The organism is Mycobacterium sp. 050134 (assembly GCF_036409085.1).
GTDB lineage: Bacteria > Actinomycetota > Actinomycetes > Mycobacteriales > Mycobacteriaceae > Mycobacterium.
The window spans coordinates 19021-34727 of sequence record NZ_JAZGLV010000010.1 but is presented as its reverse complement, the minus strand read 5'-3'; the positions used below and the strand labels follow the sequence as shown (position 1 = coordinate 34727).

Here is a 15707-nt window from a genome sequence, read left to right as displayed (position 1 = left end):
CCTAGCGCGCCCCTGTCTCGACGATCACGGTGGTGGCCTTGACGACGGCCACCGCCACGCTCCCGGGCCGGAGCTTGAGCTCCTCGGCCGCCTCGGTGCTCATCAGCGACACCACCGTGAACGGCCCGCACTGCATCTCGACCTGGGTCATCACCTTGTCGCTGACCACCTCGGTGACCAGCCCCACGAACCGGTTGCGGGCCGAGCTGCCGATGCTGAGCGGATCCGGCGGGGGAGCGGGCGCGTTGGTGCGGGCGAACTGGGCCAGGTCCTCGCTGGCGATCACCTTGCGGCCGGCCGCGTCGTGGCTGACCGCCAACGTGCCCTGGTTGATCCATCGCCGCACGGTGTCGTCACTGACCCCCAGCAGCTCCGCCGCCTGGCGGATCCGCAGGTTTGGCACCGGTCGATCGTAACCGCTGGGCCACCCGCGTTGAACTGCGCCTACGCGACACGCGCGACGCGCGCGGTGAAAATCGGTGATCCCCGGCACGGCCGCTCGCCGGCGCCGCGCGGGGCCGCCGGCGGCGACCGGTGCTGCGGCGTCCGCCGACCCTCGGGGAGCGTAAAAGCCCAGGTAAAGGGGCTATCGGCCGGCCGCCGGCGACGCCGTCGCCAGAGTCCGGACGAACCGGTCGGCGGTCCCGTTCGGCGCGTCACGGGGGCGACGCGCGGGGCCCACGCTGGGCGTTTGTTCCCCTCAACCAGGGGGTCGGGTTAGATTTCGTTCGGAACCGTGAGTACGGTCGTCTCCGCTGGCAGAAGTACCTGGCAGAAACAAGATCGATTCGGATCGATTGATCAGATACGGAGGAACCGTGGCCCTTCCCCAGTTGACCGACGAGCAGCGCGCGGCCGCTTTGGAGAAGGCGGCTGCCGCACGTCGTGCACGAGCAGAGCTCAAGGACCGGCTGAAGCGTGGCGGCACCAACCTTTCGCAGGTGCTCAAGGACGCCGAGACCGACGAAGTCCTGGGCAAGATGAAGGTTTCGGCGCTGCTGGAGGCGTTGCCCAAGGTGGGCAAGGTCAAGGCGCAGGAAATCATGACCGAGCTGGAGATCGCCCCGACCCGCCGCCTGCGGGGCCTCGGCGATCGGCAGCGCAAGGCCCTGCTGGAAAAGTTCGGCTCCGCCTAATCCGCACCCAGGTGGGCCAACCCACCCGGACGCGCCCATGAGCGCCGGCGGGGGACCGGACACCGAGCGCGGCACCCGTCCCGAGCCGCAAGGCAAGGGGCGCGTGGTCGTGCTGTCCGGTCCCTCCGCGGTCGGCAAGTCAACCGTGGTCAGGTGTCTGCGGGAACGCATCCCCGACCTGCACTTCAGCGTCTCGGCGACCACCCGGGCGCCCCGGCCGGGCGAGATTGACGGCGTCGACTACCACTTCGTCACCCCGGTCCGCTTCCAGCAGCTCATCGACGAGGGTGCGCTGCTGGAATGGGCGGACATCCACGGCGGGCTGCACCGATCGGGCACCCTCGCCGAGCCCGTCCGGGCCGCGGCCGCCGCCGGGCGCCCCGTGCTCATCGAGGTCGACCTGGCCGGGGCCAGGGCGGTCAAGAAGGCGATGCCCGAGGCCGTCACGGTGTTCCTGGCACCTCCCAGCTGGGAGGATCTGGAGGCCCGGCTGATCGGCCGTGGCACCGAGACGCCGGAGGCGATACGGCGTCGCCTGGACACCGCCCGCGTGGAATTGGCGGCCCAGGGCGACTTCGACGAGGTCGTGGTGAACCGACGATTGGAGTCTGCGTGCGCGGAATTGGTATCCTTGCTGGTGGGAACTGCACCGGGCCCGGCATAACGGCCTGATCAGAAGCCAGACCAGATCCAGACGCCATCGAGCATCGAGTTTCCAGCGGTTCACCAACCGCTCTAATCCGCCAGGAGATTGACCTACGTGACACTTCCGCAGTCCGACGCGCAGCTGACCGCCGTCCCCGACCAGTTCGACCCGTCGGCAGGGGGCCAGCGCGTCTACGACACCCCGCTGGGCATCACCAACCCGCCCATCGACGAGTTGCTGGACCGCGTCTCGAGCAAGTACGCCCTCGTGATCTACGCGGCCAAGCGGGCCCGGCAGATCAACGACTACTACAACCAGCTCGGCGAGGGCATCCTCGAATACGTCGGCCCGCTCGTCGAGCCCGGCCTTCAGGAAAAGCCCCTGTCCATCGCGATGCGCGAGATCCACGCCGACCTGCTCGAGCACACCGAGGGCGAGTAACGAGGCAGGCGCAGGCGCTGTGGAGCGTAAGCGGATCGTCATCGGCGTCTCCGGCGGCATCGCCGCCTACAAGGCGTGCACCGTCGTCCGTCAGCTCTCCGAGGCCGGCCACTCGGTCCGGGTCATCCCCACCGAGTCCGCCCTGCGGTTCGTGGGTGCCGCCACCTTCGAGGCCCTCTCCGGCCAGCCGGTGACCACCGGCGTCTTCGAGGGCGTCCCCGACGTGCCGCACGTGCACCTCGGCCAGCAGGCCGACCTGGTGGTGGTGGCGCCAGCCACCGCCGACCTGCTTGCCCGCGCCGTCGCCGGCCGGGCCGACGACCTGCTCACCGCGACCCTGCTCACCGCCCGCTGTCCCGTGCTGTTCGCGCCGGCCATGCACACCGAGATGTGGTTGCACCCGGCCACCGTCGACAACGTGGCCACGCTGCGCCGGCGCGGCGCCGTGGTGCTGGAGCCGGCGTCCGGGCGCCTCACCGGCAGCGACAGCGGGGCGGGCCGGCTGCCGGAAGCCGAGGAGATCACCACCCTGGCCCAACTGCTCCTCGAGCGCCACGACGCCCTGCCGTACGACCTGTCCGGCTGGCGGCTGCTGGTCACCGCCGGCGGCACCCGCGAACCGATCGACCCGGTGCGGTTCATCGGAAACCGCAGCTCTGGCAAACAGGGGTACGCCGTGGCGCGGGTCGCCGCGCAGCGCGGCGCCCAGGTGACGCTGATCGCCGGCCACACCGCCGGGCTCATCGACCCGGCCGGCGTCGAGGTCGTCCACGTCAGCTCGGCCGAGCAGCTCGGCGACGCGGTGTCCAAGCACGCCCCCGAGGCGGACGTTTTGGTGATGGCCGCGGCCGTCGCCGACTTCCGGCCCGCCCACGTCGCCGCCGCCAAGATCAAAAAGGGCCCGGACGACCGGGAGGAACCGCCGGCCATCGAGCTGGTGCGCAACGACGACGTCCTGGCCGGCGTGGTGCGGGCGCGCTCGCACGGCGAGCTCCCCAACATGCGCGCGATCGTGGGCTTCGCCGCCGAGACCGGCGACGCCAACGGCGACGTGCTGTTCCACGCCCGCGCGAAGCTGTGCCGCAAGGGATGCGACCTGCTGGTCGTCAACGCGGTCGGGGACGGCAGGGCGTTCGAGGTGGACAACAACGACGGCTGGCTGCTGGCGTCCGACGGGACCGAGTCGGCGCTGCAGCACGGCTCGAAGACGCACATGGCGAGTCGTATTGTTGACGCGATCGTCTCGTTCCTGCACGGCGACGGCGAGTAGGCGAGTAGACAGCGCGGATCTGTACGGCGCCTGGGTAGGTGCTGGGCGATCCCCCGCCCGGACGGACTGCGGCAACACCGGCCGATATGATTCGGCTAACTAATTATCGGAAGGACTGAGACTGTGAGCGAAAAGGGTCGGCTGTTTACCAGTGAGTCGGTGACCGAGGGCCATCCCGACAAAATCTGTGACGCGATCAGCGACTCGGTGCTCGACGCCCTGCTCGCGGACGACCCCCGCTCACGCGTCGCGGTCGAGACGCTGGTGACCACCGGGCAGGTGCACGTGGTCGGCGAGGTGACCACGACCGCCAAGGAGGCGTTCGCCGACATCACCAACACCGTCCGCGCTCGCATCCTCGACATCGGCTACGACTCGTCGGAAAAGGGCTTCGACGGGGCGTCGTGCGGGGTCAACATCGGCATCGGCGCGCAGTCGCCCGACATCGCGCAGGGCGTGGACACCGCCCACGAGGCGCGCGTCGAGGGCGCCGCGGACCCGCTGGACTCGCAGGGCGCCGGCGACCAGGGCCTGATGTTCGGCTACGCGATCAACGACACCCCCGAGCTGATGCCCCTGCCCATCGCGCTGGCCCACCGGCTGTCGCGGCGGCTGACCGAGGTGCGCAAGAACGGGACGCTGGCCTACCTGCGTCCCGACGGTAAGACGCAGGTCACCATCGAATACGAGGACGACGTCCCGGTCCGGTTGGACACCGTGGTGATCTCCACCCAGCACGCCGACGGCATCGACTTGGAAAAGACGCTGGATCCCGACCTGCGGGAGCACGTGATCAAGACCGTGCTGGCGGACTTGGCGCACGAGACCCTGGACTCCTCGTCGACCCGGGTGCTGATCAACCCGACCGGCAAGTTCGTCGTCGGCGGCCCGATGGGCGACGCCGGCCTGACGGGCCGCAAGATCATCGTCGACACCTACGGCGGCTGGGCCCGCCACGGCGGCGGCGCCTTCTCCGGCAAGGACCCGTCGAAGGTGGACCGGTCGGCGGCGTACGCGATGCGCTGGGTCGCCAAGAACATCGTCGCCGCCGGGCTGGCCGAGCGGGTCGAGGTGCAGGTGGCCTACGCCATCGGTAAGGCCGCCCCGGTCGGCTTGTTCATCGAGACGTTCGGCACCGCGACCGTCGACCCGGTCAAGATCGAGAAGATCGTGCCCGAGGTGTTCGACCTGCGACCCGGCGCGATCGTTCGCGACCTGGACCTGCTGCGCCCGATCTACGCGCAGACCGCCGCGTACGGGCACTTCGGCCGCACCGACATCGACCTGCCCTGGGAGCGGCTCGACAAGGTCGACGATCTAAAGCGCGCCGTCTAGGACGGCTGTCGGGGCGGCGGGTGGTCCGCGTCTAGCGCGGGCAGCCCGTCGATGCTGCGCCGGTTGCGCTCGACGGCCCGGACGAACTTCTCGTCGGTCGCCTTGGTGTGGTGCGCGTCGAGGACCGGCCGTTCGTCGATGAGCTCGTAGTAGGGCACCGCGAACCCGCAGGCGTCGGCGATGCGCTCTATGTCGACGACGATGGCGGCGCGCACCCCCGCGCGCTCCTTCCCGAAACGGGTTGCCAGGCCGTCGAATTCGGGGTCGTCGGGGCGGACCACCCGCCCCGTGCCGAACAGCCGCAGGATGCGTGAGTTGCGGGTGAACGAGCAGAACATGATGGTGATCCGACCGTTGTCGCGCAGGTGGGCGATGGTCTCGGCGCCGCTGCCGAACAGGTCGAGGTAGGCAACGGTGCGCTCGTCCAGCACCGCGAAGGTGTCCCGGTATCCCTTGGGCGACAGGTTGATTCGGCCGCCCTCGGATGGGGCGGTGGCCACGAAGAAGACGGCTTGCCGATCGATGAAGTCCCGGAGCGAGTCATCGATATGCGGAAACTCTTTCGCCACGCGTGCAGCGTAGCGCTACGCCGAGAACCGGTAGTCGGCCAAGTCGAATCGGCGGCTGCGCCAGTACGCCTCGGCCGTGGTGGCCGGGCGTAGCGGCACGTCACCGTTCTTGTCGAAGTAATAACTGTTGGCCAGCCGGCAGCTGTCCTGCCAGAAGATCTGCCGGTGCCGCTTGCGCATCATCTCGGCGAAGTATCGGGCGTTCGCCTCCGCGGTCACCTCGACGCGGGCGGCGCCGGTGCGCCGCGCCCGCTTGAGGCACCGCACGATGTGATGGGTCTGCGCCTCAATGAGCGCGAAATACGACGAGCCGACGTAGCCGTACGGGCCGAACACGCTGAACATGTTCGGGAATCCGGGAACGCTGACCCCCTCGTACGCCTGCAATCGGTGCTCGTCCCAGAACCGGCTCAACGACACGCCGCCGCTGCCGGTGACCGCGAACGTGGGGACGTTGTCGGTGTCCATCACCCTGAAGCCGGTGGCGAGGATCAGCACATCGACCTCGTGGCTCTCGCCGTCCGTGGTGGCCACGGCGGACGCCGTGATCTTGTCGATCGGCTCGGTGACCAACCGGACGTTGTCGCGGTTGAACGTGGCGAGGTAGCCGTTGTGGAAGCCGGGCCGCTTGCAGCCGACGGCGTAGCGCGGGGTGAGTCGCTCGCGGACGGTGGGATCGTGGACCTGCTGGCGCAGATATGACCGCCCCGCCGACTCCATCCGCTTGGCGAGCGGGAACACGGTGAAGTACTGCGCGGAAAGCGGAAAGGTCAGCTCGACGAACGCCTGGCTGAGCGCCCGCTGGACCACCTTGCCGCCGGGGACGCGCATCGCCCAGCGCGCCGCCGCGGGCAGCGGGACGTCGAACTTGGGGAAGCACCAGATCGGGGTGCGCTGAAAGACGGTGAGCGTACAGACCCTCGGCGCGATCTCGGGGATCACCTGCACGGCCGAGGCGCCGGTGCCGATCACGGCGACACGCTTGCCGGTGAGGTCCTGGCCGTGGTCCCAGCGCGCCGTGTGCATGGTGATCCCGGCGAACGAGTCGACGCCGTCGATGTCGGGCGACTTGGGCACGGTCAGCACGCCGCTCGCGCTGATCAGGAACCGGGCGGTGATCTCGCCCCCGGGTTCCGTCCGAACCCGCCAGAGGGTGTTGTCGTCGTCGAATTCCGCGGCGATCACCTTGGTGTTGAAGCGGATTCGCGAGCCAACGCCGTACTTGTCGACGCAGTGTTCGGCGTACGCCTTCAGCTCGCGGCCGGGCGCGTAGGTGCGCGACCAGCGGGTGCTCTGCTCGAAGGAGAACTGGTAGGAGAACGACGGAATGTCCACGGCGATGCCGGGATAGGTGTTCCAGTGCCACGTCCCGCCGACCCCGTCGCCGGCCTCGACGATCAGGTAGTCGCGCAGGCCGGCTTCGTCGAGCTTGATGGCGGCGCCGATGCCGGAGAACCCGGCGCCGACGATCAGCGCGTGGTGGTCGGGAACGATGGTCATCAGAGCCCCTACTCGTGTAGCGCCTTCCGTAACGCGGCCAGCCCGCGGCCGGTGGCCTCGGCCGCGGCGGGAATCACCAGGGCGAAGCTGACGTAGCCGTGCACCAGCGTCGGTTCGTGGCTCAGCTCGGCCGGTACGCCCGCAGCGCTGAGCAATTCGGCGTAGCGGGCGCCGTCGTCGCGCAGCGGATCGTGCCCGGCCGTCCCGATGTAGGCGGGCGGCAGGTTCGAGTGATCGGTCGCGTTCGCCGGGGCCAGCGTGGTGGGCAGGGCCCCGGGATCGGTGACGTCGATGTCGGGCAGGTACCAGTACAGGAACGCGTCGATGACGTCTCGGTCCAGGATCGGCGCGTTGGCGTTCTCGGTGAACGACGGCAGCGACAGGTCGGCGGTCACCATCGGATACCACAGCAGCTGAAAGCTGAGCCGCGGCCCGGCGTTGTCGCGCGCCAGGTGGGCCACCACGGCGGCGAGGTTGCCGCCGGCCGAGTCACCGGCGACGGCGATCCGGTCGGGGTCGCCGCCCAGCTCCGCGGCGTTTTCCGCGACCCATTGCAGCGCCGCCCAGCAGTCGTCGACGGCGGCCGGGAACGGATGCTCCGGGGCCAGCCGGTAGTCGACGGACACCACGATGGCCTCGGCGCCGACGGCGTGGGCGCGGGCGACGGCGTCGTGGGTGTCCAGGTCACCCAGCGCGAATCCGCCGCCGTGGAAGAACACCACGACCGGCAGGGGGCCGTCGGTCTCGTCACCTCCGGGCCAGTAGATACGGACGGGGATCTCGGAGAGGTCGCCGTAGCCGACCGTGCGCTGCTCGATCCGCAGGGCGGGCAGCATCTCCTCCGGCGCCTTCAGCAGCCGCATCCGCTTGCGCGCGACCTCCACGCCGTCGGCGGCGGTGAACGTCATCGGGAAGGCGTCGAGCAGGGACTTGAACGTGGGATCGATGCCCGGTCGGGCGTCCTCGTCCGCGAGGGTCGGCTCCGTCATGGGTTCACCGTACGCTTCGCTATTTGCCGTGCAGGCCGGCGCGCAGCGCCGCGAGCCCCCGATCGGCCGCTTCGGTGGCCGCGGGCACCACCCCGGCGTAGCCGAGGTAGCCGTGCACCAGGGTCTCGGCGTTGTGCACCTCGACGGGAACGCCGGCGGCGGCCAGCAACTCGCCGTAGCGGATGCCGTCGTCGCGCAGGGGGTCGTAACCGGCGACGGCGATGTGGGCCGGCGGCAGGCCGCGCAGGTTTTCCGCGCGGCCCGGCGCCAATCCCGGAGGCGGATCGGACAGGTCCGCTTCACCTGCGTACCAACGGGAGAACGAGGCGACGGCCTTGACGTCGAGGTTGGGGGCGGCGGCGTTCTCGGAGAAGGAGGGCAGCGTCGGGTCCCACAGCGTCGAGGGGTACCACAACAGCTGGAACGCGATTGGCGGTCCCGCCTGGTCGCGGGCCCACTGGGCGATCACCGCGGCGATGTTGCCGCCGGCGGAGTCCCCCGCGACGGCGATCCGGGCCGTGTCCGCGCCCATGCCGGCGCCATGCTCGGCCACCCAGGTCGTTGCGGCCCAGGCGTCTTCGACGGCGGCGGGGTAGGGGTGCTCGGGCGCCAACCGGTAGTCGACCGACACCACGATCGCGTCGGCGGCGACCGCGTGCTGGCGCGCCGTACCGTCGTGCGTGTCGAGGTCGCCCACCACGAACCCGCCGCCGTGGAAGAAGAGCACGACCGGGGCCTGGCCGCCGTCCTGGGTTGGCGGCCAGTAGATCCGGATGTCGATCGGTCCGTCCGGGCCGGCGATGGCCCGGTCCTCGACGCGCAACTCGGGATGCAGCGGCCGGCGGGGCAGGTCGCGGAACCGCTGGCGCGCCGCGTCGACACCATCCTCGGTTGATAGCCGGAACGGAACCGCATCCAGTACCTTCTGCAAGATGGGGTCGATCGCGGGTTTCTCGTCGGCTGTGTTGTCCAAGCTGGGCATGGAGGTACCGTACGCACCCCGCCTGGTGTCCGGGGCCTGGGTGCTGGCCGGCTGGGCCGGGGTCGGGTACGGCGTCTACCTGACGGTGCTCGCGCTGCGGTCCCCTCCCGGGGTTCAGCTGACCGGGCACTGGGTCCTACAGCCGCCCTTCAAGGCCTTGATGGCGTTGCTGCTGTCGGTGGCGGCGGCCGGTCACGCGATCGTGCGGGAGCGGCGGCTGTTGGTGCCGGCGTTCCTGCTGTCGGCCGTCGGCGACTGGTTGCTGGCGATCCCCTGGTTCACGATGTCGTTCGGTCTGGGGCTGGCGGCATTTCTGTTCGCGCACTTGTTGTTCCTGGCCGCGCTGATTCCCCTCATCCCGCGGGCGCGGCCGTCGAGCCCGCGCCTGGCGGCCGTGGTCCTCATCGGCCTGGGCGTCTTCATCATGTTGGCCTGGTTCTGGCCGCACCTGAGCCGCGACAAGCTGACCATCCCGGTGACGGTCTACATCCTGGTGCTGACGGCGATGGTGTGCGCGGCGCAACTGGCGCGGCTCCCGACGATCTGGACGGCGGTGGGGGCGGTGTCCTTCGCCGTATCCGACACGATGATCGCCGTCGGCCGTTTCATCCTGGACAACGACGCGCTGGCGGTGCCGGTCTGGTGGTTGTACGCCGCGGCCCAGATCCTCATCGCGGCCGGTTTCTTCTTCGGCCGCGAGGAGCCGTACTACGAGGAGTACGCGGGGGACGACGACGTCGTCGAATGGCCCATCGAGGGCTACCACGAAGGCTTTGACTAGCAACGTGTTTCCCGGTTCGCCGTGACCTCGTCGCGCACGCCGGTCCACGTGGAACCGGTCGCCCGGGTGTTGCCGATGCTGTCGGTGCCGCACCTGGACCGCGAATTCGACTACCTCGTCTCGGCCGAACAGTCCGACGACGCCCAGCCGGGCGTGCGGGTGCGCGTCCGGTTCCACGGTCGCCTGGTCGACGGGTTCGTGCTGGAGCGCCGCAACGACACCGATCACTCCGGAAAGCTGGGCTGGCTCGACCGGGTGGTGTCGCCCGAGCAGGTACTCACCGCCGAGACCCGCCGGCTGGTCGACGCGGTCGCGGCGCGCTACGCCGGAACGCGTCCGGACGTGCTGCGCCTGGCGATCCCGCCCCGGCACGCGCGGGTGGAGCGGGAAGCCGCCGCCGGGTCGACCGGCGCGGGTTCAGTCCCCGCGCCGGTCGACCCGGCGGGCTGGGAGGCCTACGGGCGCGGGGGGCAGTTCCTGACCGCGCTGACCGAGGGCCGCGCCGCCCGGGCCGTCTGGCAGGCGCTGCCGGGCGAGTCGTGGGCGGATCGGTTCGCCGAGGCGGCCGCCCAGACCATCCGGGCGGGCCGCGCGGCGCTCGCCATCGTGCCCGACCAGCGTGACCTCGACCTGCTGCACCGGGCCGCCGCGACCCGGGTCGACGAGGCCTGCGTGGCGGCGCTTTCCGCGGGGCTGGGCCCGGCCGCGCGCTACCGGCGCTGGCTCGCGGCGCTGCGGGGCACCGCGAGGCTCGTGATCGGGACGCGCAGTGCGGTTTTCGCGCCCGTGACCGACCTGGGCTTGGTGATGGTGTGGGGCGACGGCGACGACAGCCTGGCCGAGCCGCGAGCGCCGTATCCGCACGCCCGCGAGGTGGCGATGCTGCGCGCGCACCAGGCCCGGTGCGCGGCGCTGATCGGCGGTTACGCCCGCACCGCGGAGGCGCAGGCTCTGGTGCGCAGCGGGTGGGCGCACGACATCGTCGCGGCCCGCCCGGCGGTGCGCGCCCGCACCGCGCGGGTGGTCGCCCTCGACGACAGCGGCTACGCGGACGAACGCGACCCCGCGGCCCGCACCGCGCGGGTCCCGTCCATCGCGCTGCGGGCCGCCCGTACGGCGCTGGCCGCCGGCGCGCCGGTGCTGGTGCAGGTGCCCCGGCGGGGATACGTCCCGTCTCTGGCGTGCGCGCGCTGCCGCACCGTTGCGCGCTGCCGGCACTGCACCGGCCCTTTGTCATTGCAGGAGTCATTGCAGGAGTCGTTGCAGGAGCGCGGATCCGGGATGGCCTGCCGGTGGTGCGGCCGCGCGGAACCGACGCGTCGGTGCGCCCGGTGCGGCTCCGACGCGGTCCGCGCGGTCGTCGTCGGGGCCCGGCGCACCGCCGAAGAGCTCGGGCGCGCGTTCGCCGGCACCCCGGTGGTCACGTCGGCGGGCGAGGCCATCGTGTCCGAGGTCGAGGCCCGGCCCGCTCTGGTGGTGGCCACCCCGGGCGCCGAACCCCGGGCACCCGGGGGATACGGGGCGGCCCTGCTGTTGGACACCTGGGCGCTGCTGGGCCGGCAGGACCTGCGCGCGGCCGAGGAGGCGCTGTGGCGCTGGATGGGCGCGGCCGCCCTGGTGCGCGCCCGCGGTGACGGCGGCGTGGTGCTGATCGTCGCCGAATCCGCAATCCCCACAGTGCAATCGCTGATTCGCTGGGATCCCGTGGGGCACGCCGAGGCCGAGCTGGCCGCCCGCGCCGAAGTGGGCCTGCCGCCCAGCGTGCACATGGCCGCCATCGACGGTTCCGCCGCCGCGGTAGCGGCATTGCTGGACGAGGCCCGGCTGCCCGAGGGGGCCGACGTGCTCGGCCCGGTAGAGTTGCCGCCTGGCGTGCGGCGACCCCCGGGCACGGCCGTCGACGTGCCGGTGGTGCGGATGCTGGTGCGGGTGCCGCGCGAGCAGGGCCTCGCCCTGGCGTCGGCCCTGCGCCGCGGGGTGGGCGTGCTCAGCGCCCGGCAGGCGGGCGAGCCGGCGCGGGTGCAGGTCGACCCGCTGCACATCGGATAGCGGAATCTTCCCCGTGGGGACAGTGTTCCTATGAAATAGTGCCTGGCTACGATAGACAAAACCGTTAAAGTATCGGTTTGGCCGGCAGGGGGGCGAGATGGCATCGGAGAACGCGACGACGGCCGACGAGTCGCTGGATGTCATCACCGACGCGTTGCTGACGGCCTCCCGTCTGTTAGTGGCGATCTCCGCCCGCTCCATCGGTCAGGTCGACGAGACCATCACCATCCCGCAGTTCCGCACCCTGGTGATTCTGTCCAACCGCGGCCCGATCAACCTGGCGACCCTGGCCAGCCTGCTCGGCGTGCAGCCGTCGGCCACCGGCCGGATGGTCGACCGACTCGTCGCCGCCGGGTTGATCGACCGCCTCCCGCACCCCACCTCGCGGCGTGAGCTGTTGGCCGCCCTCACCAAGCGCGGCCGCGAGGTGGTGCGCAAGGTCACCGCCTACCGGCGTTCCGAGATCGCCGCCATCGTGGAGAAGATGCCGCCCCCGGAGCGCCAGGGGCTGGTGCGGGCGCTGACGGCGTTCACCGCCGCCGGTGGCGAACCCGACGTCCACCTGGACGCGGACGTCGACCTGTAGGCCGTCACCGCTTCTCGGCGGTGACCAGCAGGTATTCCCAGTGCATGGTGCCGTTGGTCAGGTAGTGCTGCGCGAGCTCGATCAGCTGAGCGTCGAGCTCGGCGGCCAGCACCCGGTTGTGGCCGACGTTGGCGTACGCCTCGATCGTCGGGCCGTAGTGGGTCTTGAAGTACTCGTGCACGGCCTCGGCGCTGGCGAACCGGTCGACCTCCAGGAGGCCCCGCACCGTCGTCACCCGCCCCACGTGCTCACCCAGCAGCCCGGAGACGTAGCCTTCCCGGCCCCATAGCGCCGCCGGGGGCACGGCGGGGGACAGGCACGGCCGATAGGGCCTGATTGTGGCGAGCATCCGGCCGAAGAAGCCCTCCGGTGTCCAGCTGATGACGCCGATCATCCCGCCCGGCCGGCATACCCGGACCAGTTCGTCGGCGGCACGCTGATGCTCGGGGGCGAACTGGACGCCGATCGCCGAGATCACCGTGTCGAACTCGCCGTCCCCGAACGGCAGCGCGTGCGCGTTGGCCTCCCGGTGATCCAGCGTCAGTCCCAGCGCCGCGGCCCGGGCCTGCGACCGCTGCAGCAACTCGGGCGTAAGGTCGGTCGTCACCACGGCGGCGCCGGTCTTGGCGGCCGGAAGCGAGATGTTGCCCGAACCGGCGGCGACGTCGAGCACCCGGACGCCGGGCCCGATGCCGGTCGCGTTGACCAGCATCGGGCCGAGCGGGGCCATCACTTCCTCGGCCATCAGCGCGTAATCGCCGAGCGCCCAAACCGTGCGATGGGCGGCGGCCAGCGTTTGGTCGTCACGGGCGGGTGCGTCGAGGGTCATCGGTTCTCCTTGGGTCGGTGGGGTTTCGCGACGGCAACTTCGGCGCCATGCACTGTGTTCATATGCAACAGTATGCGAGCGCAACTGTATGAAACCTGGGGGTGTCCTGCCTGGATCCGGTGCTTCCTACACTTGTGCCCGTGCGCCTTGTCTTCGCCGGCACCCCCGAGCCCGCCCTGCCCGCGCTCCGTCGCCTCATCGACTCGCCCCGCCACGAGGTGGTCGGCGTGCTGACCCGGCCGGATGCCGCGTCCGGCCGGCGGGGCAGGCCGGAGCCGTCGCCGGTGGCGCGCGAGGCGCTGGAGCGCGAAATCCCGGTGCTGCGGCCGGTGCGGCCGAACTCGCCCGAGTTCGTGGCCGAGCTGGCCGAGCTGGCGCCGGACTGCTGCCCCGTCGTCGCCTACGGCGCGCTGCTGCGAGATGACCTGCTTGGCGTGCCCCCGCGCGGCTGGGTGAACCTGCACTTCTCGCTGCTGCCCGCCTGGCGTGGGGCGGCGCCGGTGCAGGCCGCGATCGCCGCCGGCGACACCGTCACCGGCGCGACGACGTTCCAGATCGAGCCGAGCCTGGACTCGGGTCCGGTGTACGGGGTGGTCACCGAGGCGATCCGGCCCACCGACACCGCCGGCGATCTGCTTGCGCGACTGGCGGATTCGGGCGCGGTGCTGCTGGAGGCCACGCTCGACGGCATCGCCGACGGCACGTTGACGGCCCGGCCTCAACCGGCCCAGGGGATCAGCATCGCACCGAAAATCACCGTCGACGAGGCGCGGGTGCGCTGGGACCTTCCGGCGCCGGTGGTGGAGCGCCGCATTCGCGCCGTCACGCCCAACCCGGGAGCCTGGACGCTCATCGGCGACCTGCGCATCAAGCTGGGCCCGGTGCAGGTGGAGGAGGGATCAATGTCGTTGGCGGCCGGCATCATTCGGGCGGAGCGCACCGGCGTCTGGGTCGGAACCGGCTCGCATCCGGTGCGGCTCGGCGAGATTCAGCCGCCGGGCAAGAAATTCATGAAGGCGGTGGACTGGGCGCGGGGCGCGCGGCTCGATCCCGCCACGCGGGCGTCATGAGCGCCGACCGGGCGCACCGGCCCCACAAGCCGCAAGGGCCGCAGAAGCCGCAGGGACGGGATCGCCGGGGCCCGCGGCCGCGTCGGCAGCTCGACCCCGCGCGCGCCGCCGCGTTCCAGGTGCTCCAGGCCGTCACCCAGCGCGATGCGTACGCCAACCTGGCGCTGCCGGCGTTGCTGCGCGAGCGCGGCATCACCGGCCGCGACGCCGCATTCGCGACGGAACTCACGTACGGCACCTGCCGCACCCGGGGCCTGCTCGACGCGGTGATCGCCGCGGCCGCCGGCCGCCCGCCGGAGGCGATCGACCCGGTGCTGCTCGACCTGCTGCGGCTCGGCGCCTACCAGTTGCTGCGCACGCGGGTCGGCGAACACGCCGCGGTGTCCACCACCGTCGAACAGGCCGCGGTCGAAACCGACTCGGCACGAGCGGGTTTCGTCAACGGTGTGCTGCGCACCATTGCCGCCCGGGGTGAGGAGTCCTGGGTCGCCGAACTGGCGCCCGACCCGTCGCGCGACCCCATCGGGCATGCCGCTTTCGTGCACGCGCACCCACGCTGGATCGCGCAGGCCTTCGCCGACGCGCTGGGCGCCGCGGCCACCGAACTCGACGCGGTGCTGGCCAGCGACGACGAACGGCCGCAGGTGCACCTGGCGGCGCGGCCGGGCGCGCTGAGCGCCGCCGAGCTGGCCGAAGCGGTCGGCGGCACCGTCGGCCGGTATTCGCCCTACGCCGTGTACCTGCCCGGCGGTGATCCCGGCCGGCTGGCGCCGGTGCGTGACGGCGCCGCGCTGGTACAGGACGAGGGCAGCCAGCTCGTTGCCCGCGCGCTGGCGCTGGCGCCGGTCGACGGGGACGGCGGGCGGTGGTTGGACCTGTGCGCCGGCCCGGGCGGAAAGACCGCGCTGCTGGCCGCCCTCGGCGCCGGGACCGGGGCGCGGGTCACGGCGGTGGAGCCGGCCCCACGCCGCGCCGACATGGTGGCCGACAACACCCGCGGGCTTCCGGTCGAGGTGGTCCGGGTCGACGGGCGGGACTCCGGACTCGAGCCCGGGTTCGACCGCGTGCTCGTCGACGCGCCGTGCACCGGGCTGGGCGCCTTGCGCCGGCGGCCGGAGGCCCGGTGGCGGCGCCAGCCGGCCGACGTGCCGGTGCTGGCCAAGCTGCAGCGCGAATTGCTGGCCGCGGCGATCGCGCTGACCCGCCCGGGTGGAGTGGTGCTGTACGCGACGTGCTCGCCGCATCTTGCTGAGACGGTCGGCGTGGTCGCGGACGCGCTGCGGCGCAATTCGGTGCGCGCGCTGGACACCCGACCGCTGTTCGAGCCGGTCGAGGACCTGGGCGACGGGCCGCACGTTCAGCTGTGGCCGCACCGACACGGCACCGATGCGATGTTCGCGGCGGCACTGCGCCGCTTGCCGGGGTAGTGACGGCGCGACACAACGGACGCGGCCGCGGCGGCACTGCGCCGCTTGCCGGGTTAGCGCGCGCCTAACGTGAACTGGCTCGCCAAGCTCAGTAGTG

At 71.5% G+C, this 15707-nt stretch carries 16 protein-coding genes; 10 read left to right on the top strand and 6 right to left on the bottom strand.

Annotated features, from left to right (window positions below):
• Window position 1: 1 nt before the first annotated feature.
• Window positions 2–403: a TOBE domain-containing protein gene (locus tag SKC42_RS13610; protein ID WP_330964829.1), complete on the bottom strand. Its 402-nt coding sequence runs from the start codon at window positions 401–403 to the stop codon at window positions 2–4.
• A gap of 415 nt (window positions 404–818) precedes the next feature.
• Between SKC42_RS13610 and mihF the strand changes: the two genes are divergently transcribed.
• The 5 genes from mihF (at window position 819) to metK (ending at window position 4828) form a co-directional block, all read left to right on the top strand.
• Window positions 819–1136, top strand: coding sequence for an integration host factor, actinobacterial type (mihF, locus tag SKC42_RS13605; protein ID WP_067415791.1), 318 nt, complete (start codon window positions 819–821; stop codon window positions 1134–1136).
• Window positions 1137–1173: 37 nt separating this feature from the next.
• Window positions 1174–1800 (top strand): guanylate kinase, encoded by a 627-nt coding sequence (gene gmk, locus SKC42_RS13600; protein ID WP_330964828.1) that lies wholly within the window; start codon window positions 1174–1176, stop codon window positions 1798–1800.
• A 96-nt stretch (window positions 1801–1896) separates the two neighbouring features.
• Window positions 1897–2223: a DNA-directed RNA polymerase subunit omega gene (gene rpoZ / locus SKC42_RS13595; RefSeq protein ID WP_330964827.1), complete on the top strand. Its 327-nt coding sequence runs from the start codon at window positions 1897–1899 to the stop codon at window positions 2221–2223.
• A gap of 19 nt (window positions 2224–2242) precedes the next feature.
• Complete coding sequence (gene coaBC, locus SKC42_RS13590; RefSeq protein WP_330964826.1) at window positions 2243–3493, top strand: bifunctional phosphopantothenoylcysteine decarboxylase/phosphopantothenate--cysteine ligase CoaBC; 1251 nt, start codon at window positions 2243–2245, stop codon at window positions 3491–3493.
• 123 nt (window positions 3494–3616) lie between these two features.
• Entirely contained in the window at window positions 3617–4828 is a 1212-nt protein-coding gene (gene metK / locus SKC42_RS13585) for a methionine adenosyltransferase (RefSeq protein WP_330964825.1), read from the top strand.
• On the opposite strand, the gene SKC42_RS13580 is transcribed toward metK, so the two are convergent.
• From SKC42_RS13580 to SKC42_RS13565, 4 genes are read right to left on the bottom strand one after another with little or no spacing between them, the layout of a single operon-like run.
• Window positions 4825–5397, bottom strand: coding sequence for a pyridoxamine 5'-phosphate oxidase family protein (locus tag SKC42_RS13580; RefSeq protein WP_330964824.1), 573 nt, complete (start codon window positions 5395–5397; stop codon window positions 4825–4827). The genes metK and SKC42_RS13580 overlap by 4 nt on opposite strands.
• Window positions 5398–5412: 15 nt before the next feature.
• Window positions 5413–6891, bottom strand: coding sequence for a flavin-containing monooxygenase (locus SKC42_RS13575; protein WP_330964999.1), 1479 nt, complete (start codon window positions 6889–6891; stop codon window positions 5413–5415).
• 14 nt (window positions 6892–6905) lie between these two features.
• Window positions 6906–7886, bottom strand: coding sequence for an alpha/beta hydrolase (locus SKC42_RS13570; protein ID WP_330964823.1), 981 nt, complete (start codon window positions 7884–7886; stop codon window positions 6906–6908).
• Window positions 7887–7905: 19 nt separating this feature from the next.
• On the bottom strand, window positions 7906–8868 hold the full coding sequence (locus tag SKC42_RS13565; protein WP_330964822.1) for an alpha/beta hydrolase: 963 nt from the start codon (window positions 8866–8868) through the stop codon (window positions 7906–7908).
• Between SKC42_RS13565 and SKC42_RS13560 the strand changes: the two genes are divergently transcribed.
• The 3 genes from SKC42_RS13560 to SKC42_RS13550 all read left to right on the top strand — a co-directional run bounded on the left by SKC42_RS13560 (window position 8867) and on the right by SKC42_RS13550 (window position 12284).
• Window positions 8867–9649 (top strand): lysoplasmalogenase, encoded by a 783-nt coding sequence (locus tag SKC42_RS13560; RefSeq protein WP_330964998.1) that lies wholly within the window; start codon window positions 8867–8869, stop codon window positions 9647–9649. The genes SKC42_RS13565 and SKC42_RS13560 overlap by 2 nt on opposite strands.
• A 75-nt stretch (window positions 9650–9724) precedes the next feature.
• Window positions 9725–11698: a primosomal protein N' gene (locus tag SKC42_RS13555; protein WP_330964997.1), complete on the top strand. Its 1974-nt coding sequence runs from the start codon at window positions 9725–9727 to the stop codon at window positions 11696–11698.
• Between the two features lie 97 nt (window positions 11699–11795).
• Complete coding sequence (locus tag SKC42_RS13550; protein WP_330964821.1) at window positions 11796–12284, top strand: MarR family winged helix-turn-helix transcriptional regulator; 489 nt, start codon at window positions 11796–11798, stop codon at window positions 12282–12284.
• Between the two features lie 4 nt (window positions 12285–12288).
• Here SKC42_RS13550 and SKC42_RS13545 read toward each other — a convergent pair whose 3' ends face one another.
• Window positions 12289–13113, bottom strand: coding sequence for a class I SAM-dependent methyltransferase (locus SKC42_RS13545; protein WP_330964820.1), 825 nt, complete (start codon window positions 13111–13113; stop codon window positions 12289–12291).
• Between the two features lie 140 nt (window positions 13114–13253).
• Between SKC42_RS13545 and fmt the strand changes: the two genes are divergently transcribed.
• Entirely contained in the window at window positions 13254–14183 is a 930-nt protein-coding gene (gene fmt, locus SKC42_RS13540) for a methionyl-tRNA formyltransferase (RefSeq protein ID WP_330964819.1), read from the top strand.
• Complete coding sequence (locus SKC42_RS13535; RefSeq protein ID WP_330964818.1) at window positions 14180–15610, top strand: RsmB/NOP family class I SAM-dependent RNA methyltransferase; 1431 nt, start codon at window positions 14180–14182, stop codon at window positions 15608–15610. The genes fmt and SKC42_RS13535 overlap by 4 nt, the downstream gene beginning before the upstream one ends.
• Window positions 15611–15707: the final 97 nt, after the last annotated feature.